The 26,229-nt window shown below is 61.6% G+C and carries 22 protein-coding genes and 1 tRNA gene; 10 read left to right on the forward strand and 13 right to left on the reverse strand.

Annotated features, from left to right (window positions below; translation table 11 throughout):
• Nucleotides 1-4: 4 nt before the first annotated feature.
• The 6 genes from xylA to LQK83_RS15450 form a co-directional block, all read right to left on the reverse strand.
• The gene (gene xylA / locus LQK83_RS15425) at nucleotides 5-1,312 is read right to left on the reverse strand and encodes a xylose isomerase (RefSeq protein ID WP_230838289.1); all 1,308 of its coding nucleotides are present in this window, start codon (nucleotides 1,310-1,312) and stop codon (nucleotides 5-7) included.
• A gap of 146 nt (nucleotides 1,313-1,458) precedes the next feature.
• Entirely contained in the window at nucleotides 1,459-2,916 is a 1,458-nt protein-coding gene (xylB, locus tag LQK83_RS15430) for a xylulokinase (protein ID WP_230838290.1), read from the reverse strand.
• Between the two features lie 21 nt (nucleotides 2,917-2,937).
• Nucleotides 2,938-3,963, reverse strand: a complete 1,026-nt coding sequence (locus LQK83_RS15435; protein ID WP_230838291.1) for a LacI family DNA-binding transcriptional regulator — start codon at nucleotides 3,961-3,963, stop codon at nucleotides 2,938-2,940.
• A gap of 46 nt (nucleotides 3,964-4,009) precedes the next feature.
• On the reverse strand, nucleotides 4,010-4,525 hold the full coding sequence (locus LQK83_RS15440; RefSeq protein ID WP_330166291.1) for a GNAT family N-acetyltransferase: 516 nt from the start codon (nucleotides 4,523-4,525) through the stop codon (nucleotides 4,010-4,012).
• A gap of 64 nt (nucleotides 4,526-4,589) precedes the next feature.
• Nucleotides 4,590-6,176, reverse strand: a complete 1,587-nt coding sequence (locus LQK83_RS15445) for a DHA2 family efflux MFS transporter permease subunit (RefSeq protein ID WP_230838293.1) — start codon at nucleotides 6,174-6,176, stop codon at nucleotides 4,590-4,592.
• Nucleotides 6,177-6,302: 126 nt separating this feature from the next.
• Entirely contained in the window at nucleotides 6,303-7,526 is a 1,224-nt protein-coding gene (locus LQK83_RS15450; RefSeq protein WP_230838294.1) for an HlyD family secretion protein, read from the reverse strand.
• Nucleotides 7,527-7,663: 137 nt separating this feature from the next.
• Here LQK83_RS15450 and LQK83_RS15455 point away from each other — a divergent pair, with 137 nt between their 5' ends.
• The 6 genes from LQK83_RS15455 (at nucleotide 7,664) to LQK83_RS15480 (ending at nucleotide 13,051) form a co-directional block, all read left to right on the forward strand.
• Nucleotides 7,664-8,335, forward strand: a complete 672-nt coding sequence (locus LQK83_RS15455; protein WP_230838295.1) for a TetR/AcrR family transcriptional regulator — start codon at nucleotides 7,664-7,666, stop codon at nucleotides 8,333-8,335.
• A 105-nt stretch (nucleotides 8,336-8,440) separates the two neighbouring features.
• Nucleotides 8,441-9,178 (forward strand): TerC family protein, encoded by a 738-nt coding sequence (locus LQK83_RS15460; protein WP_230838296.1) that lies wholly within the window; start codon nucleotides 8,441-8,443, stop codon nucleotides 9,176-9,178.
• 170 nt (nucleotides 9,179-9,348) lie between these two features.
• The gene (gene gltX, locus LQK83_RS15465; RefSeq protein ID WP_230838449.1) at nucleotides 9,349-10,821 is read left to right on the forward strand and encodes a glutamate--tRNA ligase; all 1,473 of its coding nucleotides are present in this window, start codon (nucleotides 9,349-9,351) and stop codon (nucleotides 10,819-10,821) included.
• A gap of 4 nt (nucleotides 10,822-10,825) precedes the next feature.
• The gene (gene lysS, locus LQK83_RS15470; RefSeq protein WP_230838297.1) at nucleotides 10,826-12,322 is read left to right on the forward strand and encodes a lysine--tRNA ligase; all 1,497 of its coding nucleotides are present in this window, start codon (nucleotides 10,826-10,828) and stop codon (nucleotides 12,320-12,322) included.
• A gap of 101 nt (nucleotides 12,323-12,423) precedes the next feature.
• Nucleotides 12,424-12,612: a type II toxin-antitoxin system HicA family toxin gene (locus LQK83_RS15475; protein ID WP_230838298.1), complete on the forward strand. Its 189-nt coding sequence runs from the start codon at nucleotides 12,424-12,426 to the stop codon at nucleotides 12,610-12,612.
• A 4-nt stretch (nucleotides 12,613-12,616) separates the two neighbouring features.
• Nucleotides 12,617-13,051, forward strand: a complete 435-nt coding sequence (locus tag LQK83_RS15480) for a type II toxin-antitoxin system HicB family antitoxin (RefSeq protein ID WP_230838299.1) — start codon at nucleotides 12,617-12,619, stop codon at nucleotides 13,049-13,051.
• Between the two features lie 79 nt (nucleotides 13,052-13,130).
• Here LQK83_RS15480 and LQK83_RS15485 read toward each other — a convergent pair whose 3' ends face one another.
• On the reverse strand, nucleotides 13,131-14,852 hold the full coding sequence (locus LQK83_RS15485; RefSeq protein WP_230838300.1) for a hypothetical protein: 1,722 nt from the start codon (nucleotides 14,850-14,852) through the stop codon (nucleotides 13,131-13,133).
• A gap of 193 nt (nucleotides 14,853-15,045) precedes the next feature.
• Between LQK83_RS15485 and LQK83_RS15490 the strand changes: the two genes are divergently transcribed.
• The 4 genes from LQK83_RS15490 (at nucleotide 15,046) to LQK83_RS15505 (ending at nucleotide 18,731) form a co-directional block, all read left to right on the forward strand.
• Nucleotides 15,046-15,122: transfer RNA gene (locus tag LQK83_RS15490), tRNA-Arg, on the forward strand.
• A 30-nt stretch (nucleotides 15,123-15,152) separates the two neighbouring features.
• Nucleotides 15,153-15,947 carry a YdcF family protein gene (locus tag LQK83_RS15495; RefSeq protein WP_230838301.1) on the forward strand — a complete coding sequence of 265 codons (795 nt, stop codon included), beginning with the start codon at nucleotides 15,153-15,155 and terminating at the stop codon, nucleotides 15,945-15,947.
• Between the two features lie 308 nt (nucleotides 15,948-16,255).
• The gene (gene hemA, locus LQK83_RS15500; protein ID WP_230838302.1) at nucleotides 16,256-17,470 is read left to right on the forward strand and encodes a 5-aminolevulinate synthase; all 1,215 of its coding nucleotides are present in this window, start codon (nucleotides 16,256-16,258) and stop codon (nucleotides 17,468-17,470) included.
• A 142-nt stretch (nucleotides 17,471-17,612) separates the two neighbouring features.
• Nucleotides 17,613-18,731, forward strand: coding sequence for a serine hydrolase domain-containing protein (locus tag LQK83_RS15505; protein ID WP_230838303.1), 1,119 nt, complete (start codon nucleotides 17,613-17,615; stop codon nucleotides 18,729-18,731).
• Between the two features lie 47 nt (nucleotides 18,732-18,778).
• On the opposite strand, the gene LQK83_RS15510 is transcribed toward LQK83_RS15505, so the two are convergent.
• From LQK83_RS15510 to LQK83_RS15535, 6 genes are all read right to left on the reverse strand, one after another.
• Nucleotides 18,779-19,342, reverse strand: a complete 564-nt coding sequence (locus tag LQK83_RS15510; protein ID WP_230838304.1) for a DedA family protein — start codon at nucleotides 19,340-19,342, stop codon at nucleotides 18,779-18,781.
• 96 nt (nucleotides 19,343-19,438) lie between these two features.
• Nucleotides 19,439-21,409, reverse strand: a complete 1,971-nt coding sequence (locus LQK83_RS15515; RefSeq protein WP_230838305.1) for an ATP-dependent nuclease — start codon at nucleotides 21,407-21,409, stop codon at nucleotides 19,439-19,441.
• A 177-nt stretch (nucleotides 21,410-21,586) separates the two neighbouring features.
• Nucleotides 21,587-22,777: a 1-deoxy-D-xylulose-5-phosphate reductoisomerase gene (gene dxr / locus LQK83_RS15520; RefSeq protein WP_230838450.1), complete on the reverse strand. Its 1,191-nt coding sequence runs from the start codon at nucleotides 22,775-22,777 to the stop codon at nucleotides 21,587-21,589.
• A gap of 31 nt (nucleotides 22,778-22,808) precedes the next feature.
• Complete coding sequence (cueR, locus tag LQK83_RS15525) at nucleotides 22,809-23,222, reverse strand: Cu(I)-responsive transcriptional regulator (RefSeq protein WP_230838306.1); 414 nt, start codon at nucleotides 23,220-23,222, stop codon at nucleotides 22,809-22,811.
• Nucleotides 23,223-23,460: 238 nt separating this feature from the next.
• Nucleotides 23,461-25,800, reverse strand: coding sequence for a heavy metal translocating P-type ATPase (locus tag LQK83_RS15530; protein ID WP_230838307.1), 2,340 nt, complete (start codon nucleotides 25,798-25,800; stop codon nucleotides 23,461-23,463).
• A gap of 120 nt (nucleotides 25,801-25,920) precedes the next feature.
• The gene (locus LQK83_RS15535) at nucleotides 25,921-26,184 is read right to left on the reverse strand and encodes a glycine zipper domain-containing protein (RefSeq protein ID WP_230838308.1); all 264 of its coding nucleotides are present in this window, start codon (nucleotides 26,182-26,184) and stop codon (nucleotides 25,921-25,923) included.
• Nucleotides 26,185-26,229: the final 45 nt, after the last annotated feature.

The raw sequence follows: 26,229 nt of genomic DNA on the forward strand, positions 1-26,229 counted from the left end.
AACCTCAAACATACCGATTGACGATATTTTCCAGCAGTTCCTGCTTGCCCGACTTCGGCTGCGGATTGATGTCCTGAGCGAGAACCCGTTCGGCGATCGAGTCCAGGCTTCCGCCCGAGAGCATCGCCTTGTTTTCCGGCTTGTCCCAGCCGGCGTAGCGGGCGGCGAGCGGGCCGGAGAGAGCCTTGTCCTCGATCATCTTCGCCGCAGCCTTCAGGCCGCGGGCGCAGCAATCCATGCCGCCGATATGGCCGATCAGCAGGTCTTCAGGGTCGAGCGACTGGCGGCGCAGCTTGGCGTCGAAATTGGTGCCGCCCGTCTTGAAGCCGCCGCCGGCCAGAACGTGGTAATAGGCCAGCGCCATTTCCGGAACGTTGTTGGGGAACTGGTCGGTGTCCCAGCCGGACTGGTAGTCATTGCGGTTCATGTCGATGGAGCCGAAGACGCCGAGCGCATTGGCCAGCGCCAGCTCGTGCTCGAAGCTGTGGCCGGCGAGGATCGCATGGCCCTGCTCGATATTGAGCTTCACTTCGTTTTCCAGACCATAGGTCTTGAGGAAGCCGTAGACGGTCGCGACGTCGTAGTCGTACTGGTGCTTCGACGGTTCCTGCGGCTTCGGCTCGACCAGGATCGTGCCCTTGAAGCCGATCTTGTGCTTGTACTCGACGACCATGTGCAGCATGCGCGCCATCTGGTCGAGCTCGCGCTTGAGATCAGTGTTGAGCAGCGTTTCATAGCCCTCGCGCCCCCCCCAAAGAACATAGTTCTCACCGCCAAGCTTCATCGTGGCGTCCATGCAGGTCTTGATGGTCGCGGCCGAATAGGCAAACACATCCGGATCCGGATTGGTCGAGGCGCCCGACATGAAGCGGCGGTTGGAGAAGAGATTCGCCGTGCCCCAGAGCAGCTTGACGCCGGTCGCGGCCTGCTTTTCGGCGAAATAATCGACGATCTCGTTGAGGTTCTTGGTGTTCTCCGCGAAGTTCTTGCCTTCCGGACGCACGTCGGCATCGTGGAAGCAGTAGAACGGCACGCCCAGCAGCTGGAAGAATTCAAACGCCACGTCCGCCTTCAGCTTGGCCTTGTCCATCGCGCCGTCGAACCACGGACGGTCGAAGGTGCGCCCGCCGAAGGGGTCGCCGCCCTCCCAGGCAAAGGTGTGCCAATAGGCCACCGCAAAGCGCAGATGGTCTTCCATCCGCTTGCCCATGACGATGTCGTCCGGGTTGTAGTGACGGAAGGCCAGCGGATTGGTGCTGTCCGGACCTTCATATTTGATCTTCGAAATATCGCCGAAAAAGCCTGTGCTCATTTGGGTGTTTCCTCCTGTGTTTGTAGGTTTTGGGAAGCCCCCTCATCCGCCTGCCGGCACCTTCTCCCCGATGGGGAGAAGAGGGGTGCGGCACGCTCGGAGCCCCCCTCTCCCCATCGGGGAGAGGGCAGGGTGAGGGGGAGCATTCAGTTGTTCATCGCCGCCTTCACCGCCGGATAAAGCGCGCGGTAGCGCCGGTAAGCCTCGTCGTAAGCCGCACTCAGCGCCGTTTCAGGCTCCACCGTCTCCGCCGTCTTCGGTCCCGTACAAACCGAAAGCGGATCGGCCCCCGTCGCCGCCAGCAGCCCAAGCCGCGCCGCGCCGAAGGCCGCACCGAAATCGCCATCCGCCGGAATATCGACCGGAATGTTGAGCGCTGTCGCAATCGACTTCAGCCAGTAGCGCGAGCGCGAGCCGCCACCGATGGCGGTCACACGCGATATGGTCGTGCCGGCCGCATTCAGCGCCGCCAGATTGTCACGGATCGCAAACGTCACGCCTTCCATCACCGCCTGCGTCAGCACGACGCGCGAGGATTCGTGCTCCAGTCCGGCAAAGACGCCGCGGATCTTCGCATCATTGTGCGGCGTGCGCTCGCCGGAGAGATAGGGTAGGAAGGTGACACCCGAGGGCGCCTTCAGCGTGTCGCCCAGTTCGGCGGAAAGCTCGGCCGCGCTCTTGCCTGTCACATGCGAGTGCCAGTTGAGGGCATCGGTCGCGGAGAGAATGACGCCCATCTGGTGCCAGGTATTCGGGATCGCATGGCAGAAAGCATGAACGGCGCTGGCCGGGTTCGGCAGATAGCGATCGTTCGCCGCAAAGAGCACGCCGGAGGTACCGAGCGACACGAAGGCCGAGCCGGAATGCACCGTGCCCATGCCGACCGCCGAGGCCGCATTGTCCCCTGCCCCGCCGGCCACGACGACGCGACCGACCATGCCCCATTCGGCCAGCAGCTCGGTCCGCAACACGCCGGCTTCCGCAGTCCCTTCGACAAGATCCGGCATATGGCTTTCATCGAGATCGGTGGCGGCCAGAAGTTCCGGCGACCAGGCACGCTTGCCCGTATCGAGCCAGCTTGTGCCGGCGGAGTCGGACATTTCGGAGAGATATTCGCCGGTCAGCCAGAGCCGCAGATAATCCTTCGGCAGCAGAACCTTGGCGACCTTTGCGAAAATCTCCGGCTCGTTGTTCTTGACCCAGACGAGCTTCGGCGCGGTGAAGCCGGGGAAGACGATGTTGCCCGTGATGTCGCGAAAGCGCGGATCGGCATCGAGCTTGGCGGCTTCCGCAAAGGAGCGCGTGTCGTTCCAGAGGATGCAGGGGCGCAACACATTGCCGGCCTTGTCCACCAGCGTCGCGCCATGCATCTGGCCCGAAAGGCCGATGCCCTTGACGGACGCCAGCGCCTCCGGATGGCTGGCCTTGATGGCGGCCACCGCCTCGCGGGTGGCGCGCAGCCAATGGGCCGGGTCCTGCTCCGACCAGCCGGAATGCGGCCGCGAGACGTCCAGCGAGCCGTTGCCGGAGGCAAGGATCGTCTGCTTGTCGTCGATGAGAAGCGCCTTGACGCCGGACGTGCCGAGATCGAGACCGAGATACATGCTGTTTCCTCCCGCCCGCCTTTACTGGGGCATGTTATCCTTCAGGAAAATGTCGATGCGGATGCGCTCCTGCGCGTCCACCGTATGAAGCCCGTCGGCATGCGCCTTCATCACCCGCACGGCGCTGCGCACCTCGTGGCCGGCATCCTGATTGAGCACCGCGTCGAACAACCCTTCCGAAAGCGCCGCCCGGGTCGTTGCGGTCAACTCATGCGCGATCACAGGCAGATGCCGCACCGGCGAATGCGCCCGCAGTGCTTTGACGAGACCGCGATTGCCGGCGCCGAGGCTGTAGAGGCCGGAAAGCTCGGGCTGCTCGGCCAGAAGCCGTTCCGCCAGCCTTTGCACACGCGCCGGGTCGTCGCGCCCTTCGATAAGGGGCAAAATCCGGATTTCGGGATATTTGCGCTCGATCACCTGCTCGAACCCCGCCAGACGCTCGCGATGGTCGCGGGCATTCAGCGAACCGACGATGACCCCAACGGAACCAGTTGCGCCCATGAACCGCCCGAGCAGGCTCGCCGCCGTGCGTCCGGCGGCAAGGTTGTCGATGCCCGCATAGTGAATGCGCCGCGAGCCGGGAAGGTCCGACACCAGCGTCACCACGGCAATTCCCGCCTCGGCTGCCTCCTCAGTGCCGGCACGAACGGAATCCTCATCGATGGCAACGATAGCGATCCCATCCGGCGCGCCCATCATCGCCTTGCGCATGGCAGCAACCAGTGCCTGCGCATCGAAAGCCGCTACCTCCCGAACGCCGATCTCCACCCGCTCGACGCGGGAGAGCGCAGCAACCTCGTGGACCGCCGCGCGGAGCTGATCCAGAAACGAGTTGTCGCTGTCGGGGATCAGGAACTCAAACCGATAGAGCCGCTTGCGCGCCAGATTGGCGGCGGCGACATCGCGCACATAGCCGATCTCGGCGATCGCGTCCTCAACCAGCGCCCGCGTCTTCGGCTTCACGCCGGGGCGATTGTTGAGCACACGGTCTACCGTGGCGAGGCTGACGCCCGCTTTCTCTGCAATGTCGTGAACGGTGGGACGCATGTTCTCTCCTCGCCGAACGTCTTATCAGAATTTTGAGGTACGTAAATCAGAATTTTTGGCCGAAGATCAGAAGCGGGATCGCGTTGTCCAGCGTGCGCGCTGGAAGCTCACGTTCGAAATGCGAACCGATACGCTCCGCCAGCGCCATGGAAGGCGAATTCTCCGGGTGAATGATGTGGATGACATGGTCCCAGCCGAGCACATCGCGTGACCAGATCATCGTCGCGCGGGCCGCCTCGCTGGCATAACCCTCACCCCAGTTCTCCTTCAGGAAAGCCCAGCCGATTTCCGGCCCCGGCCAGCCCGGCGGCATCCAGGGACCAGCGCGGCCGATCCACTGACCGGTGGATTTGAGGAGAACGGAGAAATTGCCGAAGCCGTGCAACCCCCAGGCGCCCGCCATGATCGAAAGGCTCGCCCAGGCAGCGCGCGCGCCCAGCGGTCCACCGATGAAACGGGAATTGTCCGGATCGGCCATCATCGCCGCCCAGCCCGGCAGGTCTTCAGCACATGGCGGGCGCAGGATCAGACGTTCGGTCTCAAGGAGAGGTTCTTCGGACAGGACACGTCTCCCGACTTTCGCGACTCAAAAGGCTGCGGAAACGGTAACGCGTCCGTCCGCGGCGTCAATGACCGCCGCCGGATGCCCCGGCCGGACCTTCCGGTTTCTGGATCAGGAAGGACGAGACGACGAGCATTGCGAAAAGCGACGTCAGAAGCAGGAACACGTCGATGAAGGACAGGATGTAGGCCTGCTGCTCCACCATACCGGCCAGCTGCTTGATCGCCACGGTACCGCCATCCAGCCCGAGCGCATTGAACTTGTTGGTCATGGAAGTGACCATGTCGCGCGCTTCCGGCCGGCCCCACTGCACATGTTCCGACAGCTGCTCGTAATGCGAGCGCGTCTGGCGGGTCAGCATCGTGTTGATCACGGCAAGACCCACGGCGCCGCCAAGGTTACGGCTGAGGTTATAGAGACCGGACGCATTGCGGATACGATCCGGCGGCAGCGTGCCGAGCGCCACGTTGTTGATCGGCACCATGGCGATCATCATCGAGCAGCCGCGCAGGATCTGCGGAACGAACAGTTCCCAGAAATCCCAGTCCGCTGTCATGCGGGTCATCATCAGCGTGCCGCAGGCAAAACCGAAGAAGCCGATCATCATCATCATGCGCGGATCGAGTTTGCGCGACATGATGCCGGCAACGGGTGCCGTGAAGAACATGGCGAGACCCGACACGAACATCGTTTCGCCGATCATCAGCGAGTCGTAACCGCGGATGGCCGAGAGATAGACCGGGTAGAGATAGGTCAACCCGTAAAGACCCACACCCATGATGAAGGAGAAGGCCGTGCCGAAAGCGAAGTTGCGGTTGGTGAAGGCCTTGAGGTCGACGATCGGGAACTTCGCCGTGAACGCACGATAGAAGAAGATCAGGCCTGCAATAACGATCGCAACCACGCCGACAGCAATCTTCTCATCCTCAAGCCAGCCCTTGTTGTTGCCCTCTTCGAGAACATATTCCAGCGCACCGAGGAAGACGCCCATGCTGATCAGGCCGGTCCAGTCGAAATTGCGGGCAAGGCCGGGTTCCGGCTTATCGAAATCGATCAGCGTCCAGGCGGCAATCGTCACGATGATGCCGGGCGGCACGTTGACGAGGAACAGCCAGTGCCAGGAGAAACTGTGGCTGAGATAACCCCCAACAGTCGGACCGATGGTCGGAGCCAGCGTCGCGATCAAGCCGATGATCGGCGAAACGATCGGGCGCTTGGATGGCGGGAAGATGATGAAGGCAGCCGCAAAGACCGACGGGATCATGCCGCCGCCGATAAAGCCCTGGATCGCGCGGTAGATGATCATCTGGTCGATATTGGTCGCGGTCGCGGCCAGCGCGCTGGCCATCGTGAACCCTGCCGCCGAAACGGTGAACATGACGCGCGTCGAAAGAATCCGCGCGGCCATGCCCGAAAGCGGGATCATGATGACTTCGGCCACGAGATAGGCGGTCTGCACCCAGGCAGCTTCGTCCGAACTCGCGCCAAGGCCGGCCTGGATTTCCGAAAGCGACGCCGAAACGATCTGGATGTCCAGAATGGCCATAAACATGCCGAGAACCATCGCGAAGAACGCAAAGACATTGCGTACCGGGACTGGAGGTTCGGGCGCTACGCCTGCCTGCACGTCCTTCGCGATATCGTCGGCCATGGCCAGTTCCTCAACCGGAGCAAACCCGGCAACTATGCTTCGCGGTTCGTTGCCCGCGATCGGGGAGAACAAAGGGATGGAAGGTTTGCGCGTATAGTCTCTTCCGCGCAAACCTTCCGGGTGTCGTTACTGCGCAGACGCTGTCTTTGGGGTGGCAGGCGTCGTACGCGTATCGACATCGACCACAACCGACAGGCCGGCCATCAGACGATGCGTAGCAAGCGCATCCTTGGGGATCGCAATGCGAACCGGCAGGCGCTGGGTGATCTTGGTGAAGTTGCCGGTGGCGTTTTCGGCCGGCAGGAGCGAAAAGACCGCGCCGGAGGCCGGCGAGATCGACAGAACCTTGCCTTCGATCTTTTTGTCGCCGAGCGCATCGACATGGATGCCGACCGTCTGGCCGGGCTGGATCGATGCGATCTGCGTTTCCTTGAAATTGGCGTCGATGTAGAGCGCATCCGACGGCACGACGGCGGCAAGCCGCATGCCGGGCGTCACGAGATCGCCTTCCTGAACAGACAGGTTGCCGACAATGCCGTCGAAGGGCGCACGCAGAACCGTGAAGCTCTCGTCACGTTCGGCCTTGTCGATGGCGAGCTGCATCGACTTGATGGCGCTTTCCGCCTGGGCATGCTGCGCATCGATCGCGGCAATATTGGCGACGGCCGATTGAATGGCGGCGTTGGAGGCGCCGACATCGGCCTGCGCCTGCTCAAGCGCCACATTGGCGGTATCGAGCGACGAGGCGCTGGCGAATTCCTTGGATTGAAGGGTGCTGGCGCGCTGCTGGGCCAGCTGAGCACCATGAAGGGCGGCCTGCGAAGCCCTCAGTTTCGCCTGCGCCTGCTGCTGGGCCGCCACGGCGACAAGGCGCTGCGCATCGATCGACTTCAGCGAAAGCTGTTGGGTGGCGAGCTGCGCGCGGGCCTGTTCAAGCGCGATGCGATAATCGCCATCATCGAGCGTGACGAGCGGATCGCCGGCCTTGACGTAATCATTGGCCTTGACGTTGACGGTCTTGACATAACCGCCGACCTTGGGTGCGACATAGTTGATATCGCCACCGATATAGGCGTCATCGGTCGAAACCATAAAGCGGCCGGTCGTCCACCACTCATGACCGTAATAGGCGGCAGCCGAAACGACGCCCAGCGCGATCACACCGAGGATCAGGCGACCGCGGCCGCCCTTGCGCTGCGCGGCTTTCGTCGGAGCGGCAGCCGGGGCAGGCTTTGCTTCGGCGCGACCCTCAGCATCAGCCGTCTTCCCCGTCGCCTCTTCGCGAACGATCTCGTCAGCCTGTTCGCCATCAACAAGATGAACGGCTGCATTGCCTGCATTCTTGGCCATAAGACATTTTCCTGATAGGGCAGTTCGAACCGATCGGTTCAGTCATTGGCATTGACATAATCCATGTTTTGCACCATATCAAGGGAAATCGAACCGATCGGTTCACTTAATAAAAATGAGTTAGGGAAGCATCCGGCATGACAGCCATTGGCGAACTCAGCGCCGTCAGCCGCACGCGCAACAGCCTTCAGGCCCACGGCAGGCTCGGCGCAGGCGAGAACCCGGCAAAACGCGACCAGATTCTGGACGGCGCGAAGAAAGTCTTCGCCGCGAACGGCTATGACGGCGCGAGCATGAACGACATTACCAAGGCGGCAGGCGTTTCGAAAGGAACGATCTACGTCTATTTCAACAACAAGGAAGAGCTCTTCGCCGGGCTGATCCAGCGCGAGCGGGAGCGGATTTTCGATGCCGTCAGCAGTATCCTGGTCGACGACAAGCCGCTCGAAGAGGTGCTCTTCAACTTCGGCATGATGTTCGGCCGCCATATGACGGATCCGAACACGGTGCGCAGCCTGCGCATGGTGCTGGGCGTCATCGATGACATGCCGGAAGTCGCCAACATGTTCCTGAACTGCGGCCCGACGCGAGGCGCCTATCGCCTGAAGGACTATCTCGCGACCCGCGCCGCGAGAGGCGAGCTTGCACTGGACGATCCGCTTCTGGCAGCCCGACAGTTTGCAGACCTCTGCACAGCCGGCCTTTTCAAGCCTTGCCTTTTCAATGAACGCAATCAGCCCGAAGATGCGGAAATCGAAACCACCGTCCGGGCTGCAATTCGCGTGTTCATGAAAGCATATGCCGCCTGAGCGGCATATCAGAATAGGTTGAAATTCAAGTTTTGACAAAGCTCCTCTTGGCGGAGGCGTCGTTAATACCTATGTGCGCCGTCAATGTAACCAAGACGGTGAACAATGGACAACCTTATCATTCTTGCCCAGGACCCCGCCGTCTGGGCGGCGCTCGTGACGCTGATCGCCATGGAAGTCGTGCTCGGCATCGACAACCTGATCTTCATTTCGATCCTCACCAACAAGCTGCCCGTCGAACATCGCCGCAAGTCGCGCACGATCGGCATATCGCTGGCGCTGGTCATGCGTCTCATCCTGCTGAGCTTCGCCGCCTGGATCGTGAAGCTGACGGCTCCCGTGTTCAACGCCTTCGGCCATGACTTCTCCTGGAAGGACATGATCCTCATCGCCGGCGGCCTCTTCCTCGTGTGGAAGGCGACCAAGGAAATCCATCACAGCACCGACCCGGCCGAACAGGAAGAAAGCAAGGCCGACGCCAAGGTCACGCTCGGCTTTGGTGCCGCGATCTTCCAGATCATCCTGCTCGACATCGTCTTCTCGGTCGACAGCATCATCACGGCGGTCGGCATGACCGAGCATCTGCCGGTGATGGTGATCGCGGTTCTCGTCGCCGTGGCGACGATGATGCTCGCCGCCAATCCTCTGGCCGAATTCATCGAGCGCAATCCGACCATCGTCATGCTGGCGCTGGGCTTCCTGCTGATGATCGGCATGACGCTGATCGCCGATGGTTTCGGCTATCATGTGCCCAAGGGTTACATCTATGCCGCCATGGGCTTCTCGGCACTGGTCGAGATCCTGAACATGCTGGCGCGCAACGCCAAGCAACGCAAAGGCTGAAGCAGGTCGAAGCCAATCGCTTCACTTGACTTTCCCGGCCAATATGGCCTAACGCAGACCGATATCCCCTGCCGCGACCTCGTCCCGGCAGGGGCGCTATTTTTCGGAACCTGCATGATCTCGTCACCCGTCCGGGTGCACTGAAATCTGCCTTGCAAAGATCCATGACGATGACCGCATCCAACGTCCGCGTCCGCATTGCCCCCTCGCCCACCGGCGAGCCGCATGTCGGCACTGCCTATATCGCGCTGTTCAATTATCTCTTCGCCAAGAAGAACAACGGTACCTTCATCCTGCGTATCGAAGACACCGACGCGACCCGCTCGACGCCGGAATTCGAGACGAAGGTGCTCGACGCGCTGAAATGGTGCGGGCTCGAATGGTCGGAAGGCCCCGATATCGGCGGCCCCTATGGCCCCTATCGCCAGTCGGACCGCAAGCATATCTATGGCGACTATGTCGAGAAGATCGTCTCCGCCGGTCATGGCTTCCGCTGTTTCTGCACGCCGGAGCGGCTGGAAGAAATGCGCGCTGCCCAGCGCGCCGCCGGCCAGCAGCCGAAATATGACGGCAAGTGCCTGCGGCTTTCGGCCGAAGAGGTCAAGACCCGCATGGATGCGGGCGAGCCCTCCGTCGTGCGCATGAAGATCCCGACCGAAGGCAATTGCGAATTCCACGACGGCGTCTATGGCGACGTGTCGATCCCGTGGGATAGCGTCGACATGCAGGTCCTGCTCAAGGCCGATGGCATGCCGACCTATCACATGGCGAACGTCGTCGACGACCATCTGATGAAGATCACGCATGTGGCGCGCGGCGAGGAATGGCTGGCCTCCGTGCCGAAGCACATCCTCCTCTACAAGTATCTCGGCCTCGAGCCGCCGAAATTCATGCATCTGTCGCTGATGCGCAACGCCGACAAGACGAAGCTGTCGAAGCGTCGCAACCCGACCTCGATCTCGTACTATTCCGCGCTTGGCTACCTGCCGGAAGCGCTGATGAACTTCCTTGGCCTCTTCTTCATCCAGATCGCCGAAGGCGAAGAGATGCTGACCATGGAGCAGCTGGCCGAAAAGTTCGACCCGGAAAACCTGAACAAGGCCGGCGCGATCTTCGATATTCAGAAGCTCGACTGGCTGAATGGCCGCTGGCTGCGCGAAGGCCTGACCGAAGAAGGTTTCGTCGCCCGCGTTCTCGCCTGGGCACAGGAAAACGACCGCTTCCGCGAAGGCATGAAGCTCTCGCAGAGCCGCATCACCCGCCTCTCCGACCTCCCCGACCTCGCCGGCTTCCTCCTGAAGGGTGACCTCGGTCTGACGGCTGCAGACTTCGCCAATATCAAGAAGGTGCCGCTCGCCGACGTGCAGGCGATCCTCGAAACGGCGCAGGCTGATCTCGAGAAGATCGTCGAATGGAACGTCGAAAGCATCGAGGCGGAACTGCGCGCCATCTCCGAGCGGATGGACAAGAAGCTGCGCGACGTGCTCGCACCGCTCTTCATCGCCGTCTCCGGCTCGTCGCGTTCTCTGCCGCTCTTCGATAGCATGGCCATACTCGGCCGCTCCGTCGTGCGCCAGCGCCTGAAATCCGCAGCCACCGCCGTCAAGCTCGGCGTCGAGGCTGAAAAGAAGAACAACGGATAAGACCATGACCGAACAGAAGACCGAAACCGCCCTCTCCTCCGACGTCACCGAAGTGCGTGCGCAGAAGCTCGCCAAGCTTCGCGAGACGATCGGCGATGTCTATCCGGCGCATTTCCACCGCACGATCACCAATGCGGAACTGGCAGAGAAGTACAAGGACATCGAGCCCGACACGCTGACGGGCGATATCGTCACCGTCGCCGGCCGCGTCTATTCGAACCGCAACTCGGGCATGTTCATCGACATCGTCGATGCGTCGGGCAAGGTGCAGGTCTTCAGCCACAAGGACGTGACGTCCGAAGAGGCCCGCAACCTGCTGCCGCTGATCGATCTCGGCGACATCATCGGCGTCACGGGCGAAGTCCGCCGCACCAAGCGCGGCGAGCTGACGGTGAACGTCCACACGATCACCATGCTGACCAAGGCGCTGCTGCCCATGCCGGAAAAGTGGCATGGCGTGACGGATATCGAGACAAAGTACCGCAAGCGCCATCTCGACATCATGACGAACGAGGAGTCCAAGCTCCGCTTCCAGCAGCGTTCCAAGATCATCTCGGGCGTGCGCCGCTTCATGGAACAGGAAGGCTTCATGGAAGTCGAGACGCCGATGCTGCATTCCGTCTATGGCGGCGCGACGGCCGAGCCATTCAAGACGCATCACAACACGCTGAAGCTGGACATGTATCTGCGCATCGCGCCGGAACTGTTCCTGAAGCGCACGCTGGTCTCGGGCCTTTCCGACAAAGTGTTCGAGGTCAACCGCAACTTCCGCAACGAAGGCGTCTCCACCCGGCACAATCCCGAATTCACCATGATGGAGTGCTACTGGGCCTATGCCGACTATGAGGACGTGATGGGCCTCGTCGAACGCCTGTTCGAGGCACTGGCGCTGCAGATCCACGGCACGACCGCCTTCCCTTTCGGCGACAAGGAAATCTCCTTCAAGGGCCCGTTCAAGCGCGTCCCCATGCCCGACGCGGTCAAGGAAGCAACCGGCATCGACTTCCTGGCCATCAAGACCGACGAGGAGGCCCGCGCCGCTGCCAAGGCTGCCGGCTTCGAAGTCGAGAAGGACTGGACCTGGGGCGAATGCTTGGCCTTCATCTTTGAAGAAAAGGTCGAAGGCACGCTCATCCAGCCGAGCCATGTCACCCACTTCCCGAAGGACATCTCGCCCTTCGCCAAGGAAGTGCCGGGCGAACCGCGCCTCGTCGAGCGCTTCGAGACCTATTGCAACGCCTGGGAACTTGGCAACGCCTTTTCCGAACTCAACGATCCGGAAGAACAGCGCCGCCGCATGGTGGAACAGCTGGAACAGGCCCATGCCCGCGGCGAAAAGGAAAAGCAGCTCGACGAGGAATTCCTCGACGCCATCGATCAAGGCATGCCGCCCGCAGGCGGCCTCGGCATCGGCATCGACCGCCTGATCATGCTCTTGACCAACGCCCCGTCGATCCGCGACATCATCCTCTTCCCGGCCCGCCGCCAGAAGGCGGATTGAGGCTCATCGAACGTTCGCGATAACCAACCACCGGTACCCCGCTGAAAAAGCGGGGTCCAAACGCCGTTGCGCCATACACATTCAGTGTGTATAAATAGCGCATGCGAAGCGCGGATGTGATCTCGGCTCTGAAAGCCGATGGCTGGCTTGAAGTCGCTATCCGCGGCAGCCATGTTCAGTTCAAGCATCCCGACAAGAAAGGCCGCGTCATGGTCCCGCATCCCAAGCGGGATATTCCGATCGGAACCTTGAAGAGCATCGAAAAGCAATCCGGGCTGAAACTGGGGTGAAGCGATGAGGAATTATATCGGACTGATCCACAAGGATGCTGGCAGCGATTACGGCGTTTCCTTTCCTGACTTTCCCGGCGTTGCGACGGCAGGCACGGATCTGGATGATGCGCGCGCCATGGCACAGGAAGCGCTCGCACTGCATGTCGATGGGCTGATCGAGGATGGCGAGGCCGTTCCTGAACCTTCGACCCTTGAAGCCATCATGAGCGATCCTGAAAACAAGGATGCCGTGGCCGTTCTGATCCCGCTGAAGACACAGAGCCGGAAGGTGGTTCGCCTCAATATCACCCTGCCCGAAGACGTGCTTGTTGAAATCGACGCCTATGCCCAGGCCCACGGATTGACCCGATCAGGATTTCTCGCGAGCGCTGCAAAGCGGCAGATCGATGAGCAGGCACATCCCGAAAGTCGACTTCGGCGCGGACATTCAGCCTGACGGCAAAGTACCCAACCACAGATCAGGCGCGTTGCAACAATCTCCTTGGTCATCTGAACTGTGGCTAATATTTCTCGTACTAACCACCGTGCGCCGCAGACGCATGATCGTCCTTCTTGGGCTCAGCCGACGGTTGCTCACCTTCCGACTCAGCCGGCTTGTGGTCAGCAGCATTCACCGTCTCCAGAACCGGATCATTACGCGTGGACGCTTCATGGGCTGCAGGCTTGTCATGCGCCGGGGCGGCATCGATCGTTGGCGTCTCCACGCCATGGTCGGCGGCAGCCCCATGATCGGCTTCTGCCTCAGGCTTGATGTCCGCCGGTGCCTCTGCGGCCGGCGCTTCGGGCTGGGCGGCACCATGTCCCGCCGGCGCTGACGGCTCTTCGGCGCTCGGCTGGGCAGCGTCCGCGCCATGATCGGCAGCGGCAGGCGTTTCGCCATGCGCGGGGGCTTTCTCCTCTCCGTGCGATGCTCCTTCGGCAGCGGGAGCTTTGCCCGCCTCGTCCTTCGTCACGCTCTTGCCGCTGACAATGGCAGGGCCGCCGGAATGCTCGATTGTCTCCTTGGGCTTGTCGCCACCCAGACCCACCATGCCGAGCATCTTGGACATGAAGCCACCGCTGTTGCCGTCTGTCTTGCCGGCCTCTTCCTTGGCAGGCTTCTCCGGCTTTGCGGCATGCGGCTTTTGGGCAGAGGGCTTGCCCTCCGTCTTGTCTCCGGCCCTGTCCCCGCTGTTGCCTTCAGCCTTGCTTTCCGCATCGTCAGCAGGCTTTGCGCCATGGCCGGCAATGGGCGTGACCTTGGCGGGCGCGTCTTCCGCGCCGCTCTCGCCGGCAGGCGCGGCATGTTCGCCGCCGCCCTCTTCCGTTGCACCGTGCTCGCCCTCGGCCTCATCCTTGGAGCCCAGCCCGACCATGCCGAGCATCTTGCCAAAAATGCCGGGTTTCTTGGCTTCCTCTTCCTTCTTGTGCTCTTCCTCGGCCTCTTTGGCGGACTCGGCCTTCTGGAACGCCGCCTTCTGCATGCGGCCGAAGACGTCGCTTGGGAAGACGACTTCCGGCTTTTCTTCCTTTTTCGGCTCTTCCTTCTTGGCCTCTTCCTTGGCGCCGGCTTCGTGGCCCTCGCCTTCCTTGGCAGCCGCCTCGTGGCCGCCGCCTTCCTTCTTCTTTTCCTTCTTTTCCGGCTTCTTCTCGTGCTTGGCTTCTTTCTTCTTCTCGCCCTTCTTGTCGCCGGCCTCTTCTTTGCCGGGTGGCGGAGCGCAATCGGTCAGGTCCTTCATCTTGTCGAGAAGCGCCTCCGCCTCCTCGGACGTCATCGTGGCCTCCTCGCCATAGAACATGCCGGTCCCGCTGGCAGCACCCTGGTAATATTGCACAGTATACGGCGCGGTAATGCCCGGCGTCTTGGCGGCATCCTTGACGAGGATCACTTCGGCACCGATCGCGCGGCCGCGCATCATGGCGCGCTTGTCGGGACCCGCCTGATCGAGCACGGCGATTTCGATGAGATCGGCCGGCAGGGTCTCCTGCACCTTCTTGGCGACGCGCAGCGCGGTCTTGACCCGCGTCATGCCATCCGTGCCGGGCGGCACGCGCACATATTTGCGCAGCCAAGGCCCGCGATCCTTCCGCATATCAGCCACGCGGATGACGTCGGTGCATTCCACGCCGCCAAGTTCCTGCGCCGAGGGGCCGAGAATCCTGTCCTTGCCGATGAAAAACGCAGTCGCGCCAGAGGCCCCGGTGAGGACAACCACACCGGAGGCAATGATGACCACCTTCTTCGGAATCTTGACCAAGAAGACCTACATTTGCCGTTCAACAACATACAAATCCGGCTTTTCAGCCTCTTGCACTATCGCAGGCCCGTATTTCGGAATGCTTAACCAAATCAGACGTATTCAACGAGCCGGCGGAACCTTTGGAAGGCTGAGCCGAACAGGGAGAAAAACCTTGGCTTCTCCCGGCTGCTTTAGTATTGAGAATGCCAGTGGTCCCGTAGCTCAGCAGGATAGAGCGACAGATTCCTAATCTGTAGGTCACGCGTTCGAATCGCGTCGGGATCACCATTTGCATCCCCGGACATTTCACGAGACCTCATGTTCTTCGTCATTTCCAAGCTCGTCGGCCTCGTCACAACGCCCTCGACAGCCGTCTTTCTTCTCGGGCTTGTCGGTGTTCTGCTCCTCGTCTTTCGCAAGCGCCGCGCCATGATCGCGCTCTGCGTGACTTCGATCCTGCTGACATTCGTGTTCGGGATCACGCCGCTGGCCAATGTGCCGCTGGCAATCCTCGAGGACCGCTTTCCGCAGCCTGTCCTGACCGAGGCGCCGACTGGCGTGATCATGCTGGGCGGTCCGGTGGACGATGATCTGTCGCCGGCACGTCATACGATCGTGATCAACGATGCAGCCGAGCGGGTGACGGAAACGGCGGCGCTGGCGGTGCGCTATCCGCAGGCGCGCATCTTCCTCTCAGGCGGCTCCGGCCATTTCGGCGACCCCGGCGCCAACACGGAATCCGCGCTGACGAAAAGGCTGCTGGTGGACATGGGCCTTCCGGCGGACCGCATCGAGATGGAGGAAAAATCGCGCACGACGGCGGAAAACGCCCGCTACACTGTGGAAGCGATCAAGCCAAAGCCGGGAGAGCGCTGGCTGCTGGTGACCTCCGCCAGCCATATGCCGCGCGCGGTCGGCACGTTTCGGGCGGTGGGCTTCGACGTCATCCCCTACCCGGTCGATTATCGCACATTCGGCCTGGCCCGGCTCGGCGCCTTTCCGGCAAGCGTGGCGGAAGGCTTTGCGCTTGTCGATGGCGCCGCGCATGAATGGATCGGCCTTCTCGGCTACTGGCTGACCGGCAAATCCGCCGCGCTTTTTCCGCATCCCTAACACACCGCAACTCTTGGTAAACAATTCTTAAAGATTTACGATCGACAGTGTAGAACACGTCGACTGACGCGGGTGGCCTGTTCGGAGGGACACACGAACAATATCCGCGAATCTAGCGCCTGTTGACATACATCAATTGGATGAGCGTTTCCCGATGCTAGCAAGGTTGATGAGGGCCGCAGACACGCAATCTGCTTCCCACGAAAACGTGATGCGCGAATTGCCGCAGTTTAGAAGGAATCTAACTGTCGGGACTTGACGCGGGTCACGCGAAACCTGAAAACGCCATGGCAGGTGTGGAGACGAGAATGGATTTCGAGGCCTTTTTCAAGAACGAGCTGGATGGTTTGCACCAGGAAGGCCGGTATCGCGTATTCGCCGATCTCGAGCGCCAGCGCGGCAACTTCCCGAAGGCGATCCGCCACACTGAAAACGGCCCGCAGGATGTGACCGTCTGGTGTTCCAACGACTATCTCGGCATGGGCCAGAACGCCGCCGTGATGGACGCCATGAAGAACGCTATCGACCAGTGTGGCACCGGTGCCGGCGGCACCCGCAACATTTCCGGCACCAACCATTACCATGTCCTGCTGGAGCGCGAGCTCGCGGACCTGCATGGCAAGGAAGCCGCCCTCCTCTTCAATTCCGGCTACATGTCGAACTGGGCCTCGCTCGGCACGCTGGGCGCCAAGATCCCCGGCCTGATCATCTTTTCGGATGCGGGCAACCACGCCTCGATGATCGAAGGCATTCGCCATTCCAAGTGCGAGCGCGTGATCTGGAAGCACAACGATCTCAAGGACCTCGAAGCCAAGCTGCGCGCCGCCGATCCGGCAGCGCCCAAGCTCATCGCCTTCGAATCCGTCTACTCGATGGATGGCGACATCGCCCCCATCAAGGACATCTGCGACATCGCCGACAAATACGGCGCGATGACCTATCTCGATGAAGTCCACGCCGTTGGCCTCTATGGCCCGCGCGGCGGCGGCATTGCCGAACGCGAAGGTGTCATGCACCGCATCACCGTCATCGAAGGCACGCTCGGCAAGGCCTTCGGCGTCATGGGCGGCTACATCACCGGCTCGGAAGCGCTGATCGACTTCGTCCGCTCCTTCGCCTCCGGCTTCATCTTCACCACCTCGTTGCCGCCGGCAATCGCTGCAGGCGCGCTCGCCTCGATCAAGCATCTGAAGGCCAGCCAGCAAGAGCGGCTCTGTCATCAGGAGCGTGTGCGCACGCTCCGCAACATGCTCAACGCCGCCGGCATTCCGCATATGCCGAACCCGAGCCACATCGTGCCGGTGATGGTGGGTGATGCCGCCAAGTGCAAGTGGATCTCCGACCTGCTGCTCGACAATTACGGCATCTATGTTCAGCCGATCAACTATCCGACCGTGCCGAAGAAGACCGAGCGCCTGCGCATAACGCCAAGCCCGTTCCACACGGATGACGACATGCGCCACTTCGTCGGCGCCCTGCATAGCCTCTGGTCACGCTGCGCACTGGCGCGGGCTGTCGCGTAAGCGGCTGAACCACACATCAATATTTCTGAATTGAACGGAGCATGGCGACATGCTCCGTTTCCGTTATGAGCATTTCCAGGAAAAGTGGAAACCGGTTTTCCGTCCGGAAATGCGTCCAGAAAAGAAAGATCAGGAATCACCCATGTCCATGCAGGACCGCCTCGACCGCGTCATCGACACCGCCGTCGCCCGCAAGACCATCGTCGGCTGCGTCGTCAAGGTCCGGAAGAACGGCAAGGAAATCTATAGCCGCGCCGCGGGCTATGCCGATCGCGAGGCGGAGAAACGGACGCGCGAGGACACCATCTTCCGTTTCGCCTCCGTCACCAAGCCCTTCGTGGCCGCCGCGACGCTCGCGATGATCGACAAGGGCAAGCTCGGCCTGGACGACCTCGCAGTCGACCACCTGCCCTGGTTCCATCCCAAGGGGCCGAACGGCGAGCCTGCGCCGATCACCATCCACCACCTGCTGACGCATACATCGGGCCTCACCTATGACCCGACGCTGGAAGAGCGCGACCCGGAAAACCGCGTGACGGTGGGCATTCTCGACACCGACCGCGACGCCGAGACGAATTTCCGCCCGCTGAACAATATCCCGCTCGCCTTCGAGCCCGGCACCGCCTGGGCCTATTCCGTTGGCCTCGACATTCTCGGCGCGCTGATTGCCCGCGTCCATGGCGGCACGCTGGAAGAGGTGGTGAACCACTACATTACCGGCCCGCTCGGCCTGAAGGACAGCCGCTTCCACGTTACCGATCGCGAGCGCCTAGCCGCCGCCTATGCCGATGGCGCGAAAGGCGCGATCCGCATGCCGAGCCCCTATTATCCTCCGCGCGAATCCGGCTGGACCGCCGGCTTCTCGCCGGACCGTATCTTCAACCCAAAAGCCTTCCAGTCCGGCGGCGCCGGCATGGCCGGCACGGCGGGCGAGGTCATGACGCTCCTCGACACGCTGGCCAACGGCGGCGGCAGGATCCTCAGCCGCAACCTCTCAGAAGCCGGCTTCGCAAACCAGGTCGGCACCATCACCTGCGAACCCGGCATGCGCTTCGGCTTCTTCGGCGCCGTCTGCGAAGACCCGAGCATGGCGCTCAACACCATGGCCAAGGGCGCGGTGCAATGGGGCGGCGTTTACGGCAACACCTGGCTGGTGGACCGCGCGGCGGGGATCACGATGGTATCGCTGAGCAACACGGCGCTGGAGGGCTGCATGGGCGCGTTTCCGGACAATCTGCGCCTTGCGGTGTATGGCGTCTGAGGCAACGCCAGACGCGCTCCCATCCGTGCGACGTCACCCGAAGATCGTCAGGGGGCTCTGCCAAGCCCCCTGCGGCTCCAGATCAGCAGGAGCCCACCAAAGGCGACCGCGAATACCAGACCGATGATCAGGTGGACATGCAGGTGCAGCCGCCCGAGCACGGCTTCGATCGCATTGCTGAACAGATAGCCGGCGGCGGAAATGACAAAGCCCCACACAGCAGCCGCGACGGCATTGAGCAGCACGAACCTGCGGGCGGACACGGAAGACAGACCGATGATGATCGGGCTGACGGTGCGCATGCCGTAGATGAAGCGAAAGGCCAGGATGAACCCGGTCGGATAGCGCTCCAGCAGCGCCTTGCCCCGCGCCGCAACGGCATGGGACGTGAGCCTCTGCACAAACCCCAGCGAACTCGCCCGGCGCCCTAGGAAAAAGAAGATCTGGTCCGCCACGAACGACCCGATCGCCGCCGCTGCGGCGACACCCCAGAAAGGCAGAAGATGCCGATGCGCCGAAACACCCCCCAAAAACACCACCGTCTCCCCCTCGATCCCGGACCCGATCAGGATGGCGAGAAGGCCATATTTGGCGATGAGGGTTTCGAGCAAGGTGGGGGCTTTCGTAGGAGGGAGAGCTGTTAGCGACAGCAGTTTAACGCACGGAAAAATCGCCTCTATCGCGCCTCAAAATCCAGTTAGTAGCTGCTACTTTCGCAATAGCCCATTCAGTTGCTTGAACGCCGCCTCGAACCGATCTTTGGTCTCGTCCGACACCTTCGGCCAAAGTGTGCTCACATGCTCACTGAAGTAGCGCGCGGGCCTGTAATGGCCGAACGAACCAGACTTCATCGGGTTGTCTGCTAGCCATGCTTCAATCGCCCGCAGCGTCCGCGGCACATGTTGGTTGAGCTTCGAAAGGGTGATCTTCGATGCAAGCTGCTTCCCGTACTCGCTGTTGACGAGCTCCAGGTAGAACGACCGGTCGAACATGTCCTCCACATCGGCTTCGGCAGTTCCGGTGAAGTCTGCGTAAGTGGACACCTGCTTCTTGGTGAGAAGGTTCTTCTTGTATAGGTCTTCGATGAACTGCTTGTCGCTGTTTTGAATATCCAGCAGAGTAGCCACATTCATTCCCTTCTGCGAGCCAAGAAGCGCCACGAATACTGGCACCTTCTTGCTACCACCGACGGGCGTGATCACCCAATCCTCAGACAAGCCCTCGCGGCCCTCGCGCGCCAATTGGGCTGCTACCGCCCGCAGGTAGAGCATGTCGGCGACCCCCTCGACTATGAGCGAGTTTGGTCCAATGAATAGGGTTTGCTGGATTTCGTAGCCGAGCGCACCCTGCAAGGGGAACAAACTGTCGTCGGTGGCATCGAACACGTTGGCTAGGACCTTTGTTCCATCCTCCTCCTTGGGCAGCACCTCGGGGGCGTCGATGCCTAAATCCTGTACAATCCGTACACGCTCGAACTTAGTTGGGTCGATCATAAACGGCGAGTGCGTGGTGTACAGCAGTTGGTGGGCCGATAGCTCCGCATCGAAGTAGCGCAACAAGTCGGCCTGCGCGCGACCATGCAACGACAGACCAGGCTCATCCAAGAGCAGTATGACGTTCTGCTTCTGTCGTTTCACATCCTCATACCAAGCCAAGAACGAGAAGAACCAGACAAAACCCCTTGACCGATTGCTTAGCGGCGTCGTGGCCCAATGCACGGAGTCATACACTTCGCCCCACACGTTGACACCGTGTTGCATCCCGTCAGGGTCTCCGGCCTTGGCGTCACGCACGTCGAAGCGCATTTGGATGTGTTTGTTCTGAGACCAGTACTTGACGATACGCTGAGTGAGATGGTTCCCGGCACCTTGCAGCTTATTCTTTAGTTCCACGGTATTGTTGGTGGCCACAAGCTTGCGGTGGTCGAGGCGCGCAAGATTGATGAGACCGATAAGCGGGTAGTCTGAATCCAAAAGTTGGTTACTGTCCTCCCGTGTGATGAGGGCGTTGAGGTTGGCCTGCCCTTCCATCTGGTAATATTCGTCGAAGTAAAGAAACTTGGGTACACGGGGCCAGATTAAATTATGATAGATGTAAGAGCGCAAGTTGCCGCTCTTGATTACCTTAGCGACAAGAGCTCTAAGCGCCGTGACAGCGTCAGTGGTTTCTGTGCCATCAAGCGTCGCCGCAAATGCCTCCCAGCTTGGTGCTCCAAGTAGCTTGGTCTTTAAGTCATCAGTCAGCGCTGAGTTGTCAGCGAGGTGCTTCCTTGCCGCATCCTCATCGCAATTCAAATAACCCATGCTGCTGTTCTTGCCGTAGTAACACTCACGGGTGAATGTCGGGCCGGTAAACGCCTTTGGCCCGAAGACCTCCGAAATCGCGTCGAAGTCATCCTGCTCGAGTTCGTAAGTGCAACTGACTACTACAGCCTTCTGGCGCTCGCCACTTTCGACCGCGTGCAGGTAATCTTCGACCTCGCGCTTCGGGTAGTCGTACGTTTCATCAAAAACAGCGTCATTTGGTCGAATTGGATTAGTGCGATAAAGGGCCGTCAGAAGAGTAGTCTTTCCTGCCTCGTTCTTGCCCACGAAGCAGGTGCTTTGGTGATCAACCTCTATCGTTCCGCTGTCCCAAATGCTGCGGAACTCACGAACCCGGTACTGCTTCAGCTTCATCTTTAGCCACCCATTGTTGAGGAGCCGTGACTCCTGTGGGCTCAACTATGACGGCAAGCGAAAATGAACGCAATGCTTGCAATGACCGACTTACTGCCCAAGCAAAACAACGACCACTTGCTTTCAAGTTCTAACTTAAGGTCGTCCACAGCAGCGAGGGCGCGTTGCCCCCCCCCATCAAGCCGCCCGCTTCCCCCGCACCCACTCTCCGGCCCTTGCCCTCGCCTCCGCATCACACGCAAACACATCCTCGACCGTCGCGGCCGCCCCCCAGCCGGTCATCTCCTCCATGACCGCCTCGGCCACATCGGCCATTTCCAGAAACCCGATCTTCTCCTCCACAAACGCCTCGAAGGCGGTTTCTTCCGCTGCGTTCATGATGGCGCTTTGCTGGCCGCCGCGGGTCATGGCGAGGCGCGCGAGGCGGAGTGCCGGGAAACGGGTCTCGTCGGGGGCTTCGAAATCGAGGCGGGCGAGCTTGGCGAAGTCGAGGCGTTCGACATTGAGCTTCGGGCGCGCGGGGTGTGCGAGCGCATAGCCGATGGCCGTGCGCATGTCGGGGCAGCCTAGCTGGGCGAGCACGGAGCCATCCGTGTAGCCGACCATGGAATGGATGACGCTTTGCGGGTGGACGATGACTTCAATCTGTTCGGGCGCAACGCGGAAGAGATGCTTCGCCTCGATCATCTCCAGCGCCTTGTTGAACATCGAGGCGCTGCCGACGGAAATCTTCAGGCCCATCGACCAGTTGGGATGCACGCGCGCGACCGCGGCAGTGACGCCCGCCATCTGCTCGCGCGTCCATGTGCGGAACGGCCCGCCCGATGCTGTGAGCACGATGCGCTCCAGCGCGTGGCGCTGGTTTTCCTCCAGCACCTGGAAGATGGCATTGTGTTCGCTGTCGACCGGCAGCAGCTTGCCGCCGCCCTTCTCGACCCCCTCGACGAAGAGTGCCCCGGCGGAAACGAGACATTCCTTGTTGGCAAGCGCGATATCGGCACCGCGCCTTGCGGCGGAAAGCGTCGGCGCAAGGCCCGCCGTGCCGACGATGGCCGCCATGACAAGGCTCGCTTCCATCTCGGCGGCCTCAATGAGGCCCGACTTGCCGGCGGCGACCTGGATGCCGGTGCCGGAAAGCGCATCCTTCAGTTCGGAATAGAGCTCTTCGCTGGCGGTGACGGCGAGCTTGGCGCCTGAAGCCATCGCCTGTTCGGCGAGCAGCGGGATATTGCTATTGCCGGTCAGCGCCAGCACCTCAAATGCCTCGCGTCCGCCCAATTGCCCGATCACATCCAGCGTCGAAACACCGATAGAGCCCGTCGACCCCAGAACCGTTATCTTGCGCATGCCATGCCCGCCCTCTTTCATGAGCCGGCTATAGCACCGCCTTGCGGCGGCGTCACGCCTGCCCTTTTCCCCTTCGAAGGCCATGGCCTGCAAGATCGTCGAGAATGGGGCAATCCGGCCGGTCGTCGCCATGGCAGCAATCCACTAGAGGCTGGAGGGCGGACTTGAGCGACTGCAGCTCGGCAATCTTGGCGTCGATCTCGGAGAGCTTCTGCTCGGCAACCGCCTTGACATCGCTACTCGCGCGATTTCGGTCCGAATAGAGCGACAGCAGCAGCCGGCATTCATCGATGGAAAAGCCGAGATTGCGGGCGCGATGCAGAAAGCGCAGCCGATGCACGTCGTTTGAGGAGTAGTTGCGATAGCCATTGTCGGACCGGTCGGGCGCGACGAGCGCAATATCCTCATAATAGCGGATCGTCTTCGCCGGCAGGCCGGAGCGCTCCGAGGCTTCACCGATGTTCATGGGTCAGCATCCTGTTTTCGTGTTTCCATCGCACAGCGTATGACATCTTCTTTCCGCATATGCGGCTCCCCCTCACCCCGCCTCCGCTTCGCTCGGCGGACCTCTTCCCGATGGGGCGAGGATGTCCAAGACGCTGCGGCTCTTCCTCTTCTCCCCTCGGGGAGAAGATGCCGGCAGGCAGATGAGGGGGCCGCCAAGCCCCAAAAGCGCAGATGTCGCAAACGGCAGCCATGCGATCCTAAAGCTTCAACTGCCGCAGCCGCAGCGCATTCGAGATCACCGAGACGGAAGACAGGCTCATCGCCGCCGCCGCCAGCATGGGCGAGAGCATGGACCCGGTGATCGGATAAAGCACGCCCGCGGCAATCGGCACGCCAACCACGTTATATATAAAGGCGAAGAACAGGTTCTGCTTGATGTTGCGGATCGTGGCCGTGGCGAGTTGCCTTGCCTTCACCACACCTTGCAGATCGCCCTTCACCAGCGTGATGCCTGCGCTTTCGATCGCCACATCTGCGCCTGTGCCCATGGCGATGCCGGTGTCGGCAGCCGCCAGCGCCGGCGCATCGTTGACGCCATCGCCCGCCATGGCAACCGAACGGCCCTCGGCCTGCAACCCGTCCACCAGCGCCTTCTTGCCCTCCGGCAGAAGCCCCGCGCGGAACTCATCGATCCCGACGCGTCCGGCAACGGCGCGGGCCGCGGCCTCCTGGTCGCCGGTGGCCATGATGACGCTGAGGCCCGCCTCCTTCAGCGCCGCAACAGCCTCGCTGGCCGTAGCCTTTACCGGGTCGGCTGCGGCGATCAGACCGGCGGGCTTGCCGTTGACGGCAAGATACATGACCGTGGCACCCTCGGCAGCCAAACGGTCCGCATCCGCCTTGATATCCGAAATGCCGAGATCGATGTGGCACATCATGGCGGAATTGCCGAGCGCCACGCGACGGCCATCGATCACGCCCTGAACCCCTTTGCCGGTGACGGAATCGAAATTATCCACCTCGTGAAGGGGCGCGCCCCTTTCCCCCGCCCCCTTCAGGATCGCGGCGGCAAGCGGATGGCCCGAGCCCTTTTCGAGCGAGGCGGCGAGCGCCAGAACCTCATCCTCCGAAAAGCCTTCGAAGGCCGCCAACCCGGAGAGAACCGGCTTGCCTTCCGTGATCGTCCCGGTCTTGTCGATGACCAGCACATCCGCCGCCGCCAACCTTTCAAGAGCGGCCGCATTGCGGATCAGCACGCCGGCCTGCGCCCCGCGCCCGGTCGCCGCGATCACCGAAACGGGTGTGGCAAGCCCCAGCGCACAGGGACAGGCAATCATCAGCACGGAGACGGCCGCGACGATCGCATAGATGAAGGACTGTTCCGGCGCGAAGATCAGCCATGCGACGAACGAGACGACGGCAACGCCCACCACCGCCGGCACGAACCAGCTGGCGACGCGATCGGCAAGGCTCTGGATCGGCGCGCGCGATCTCTGAGCTGATGTCACCAGCTTGACGATCTGCGCCAGCATCGTGTCGTCACCGACCTTGGTGGCCTCGATGACGAGCCCGCCATTGCCGTTGATCGTCCCGCCGGTGACGGTGTCGCCTGGATTCTTTTCGACCGGGATCGATTCGCCGGTAATCATGCTCTCGTCCACCGACGAGCGGCCTTCCGTCACCTGCCCGTCAACCGCCACGCTTTCGCCGGGACGGACGCGGATACGATCGCCGACCAGGATGTTCTCCAGCGGCACCTCATATTCCGAGCCATCAGCATTGAGCCGCAGCGCCTTTTTCGGCGCGAGGTTCACCAGCGCCTTCAGGGCATCGCCCGTTTTCTCACGGGCCCTGAGCTCCAGGATCTGGCCAAGAAAGACCAGCGCAATGATGACGACGGACGCCTCGAAATAGACCGGCACACCGCCACCATGGCCTGCGATATCGTGTGGGAATATGCCGGGTAAGAATGCCGCCACCACGCTATAGCCGAAGGCCGCCGAGACGCCGAGCATGATCAGCGTCCACATGTTGAGATGCCAGGTCTTCACCGACACCCAGCCGCGATGAAAGAACGGCTGCGCCGCCCAGAGAACGACAGGTGCGGCAAGGATCATCTCGAGAAAGACCGCAATCCGCTCGCCGATCCAGTCCCGGATCGGCAGGCTCAGCATCGGCCCCATGGAGAGGATGAGCAGCGGCACGGCCGCAGCAACGCTCACCCAGAAGCGGCGCGTGAAATCGACAAGCTCCGGGTTCGGCCCATCGGCCTGCCCGTCCATCGGCTCCAGCGCCATGCCGCAGATCGGGCAGGTGCCGGGTCCGTCCTGCACGATCTCCGGGTCCATCGGGCAGGTGTAGCGCGCCGCCTTGGGCGCCGCCTTCTTCCGCCGCTTGGAATTGCCGGAGAGATAGAAGTAGGGATCGGCGTCAAAGCGCGTCAGGCATTTCGGATTGCAGAAGTGATATTCCGTGCCCTTGTAGACGAGCTTCGGCTTGCCGGCATTCAGCTTCACCGTCATCCCGCAGACGGGATCGATCGCGGTGGGAACCGGCGCGCCGCCGTCGGCGGGTGCCGTTTGCGAATTCGTGCTCATCTTGAGCCCTCCAGATTATCTTCAGCAAGGCTAATCCTTCCAGTGACTGGAAGGTCAAGACAAAAAAACACCGACGCGTCGAAACGCGCCGGTGCGACAGATCAAAACGATCAGGCCGAATTAGTAGCCGCGCGGGCAGCTGTCGACGTAACGGCGGCCGTAGCGGTCGCGATAGTAGCACTGGCCCGGCTGTTCGGAGACGTGGCCGACAACGGCACCCGTCACACCACCGATGGCCGCACCAACTGCAGCGCCACGAACGTCGCCGGTGATCGCACCGCCGAGGATCGCGCCGCCGGCCGCGCCGATGGCCGCGCCCTTTTCGGTCTGCGAGCAGCTCGTGACGGCGAGCGCCACCAGAATCAATGCAATAGCTTTCTTCATGATTGTCTCCCTGTGTAACGGGCGGAGCCAGATATACCCCCCCAT

This window comes from Rhizobium sp. C1 (genome assembly GCF_021026335.1).
Classification (GTDB): domain Bacteria; phylum Pseudomonadota; class Alphaproteobacteria; order Rhizobiales; family Rhizobiaceae; genus Ensifer_A.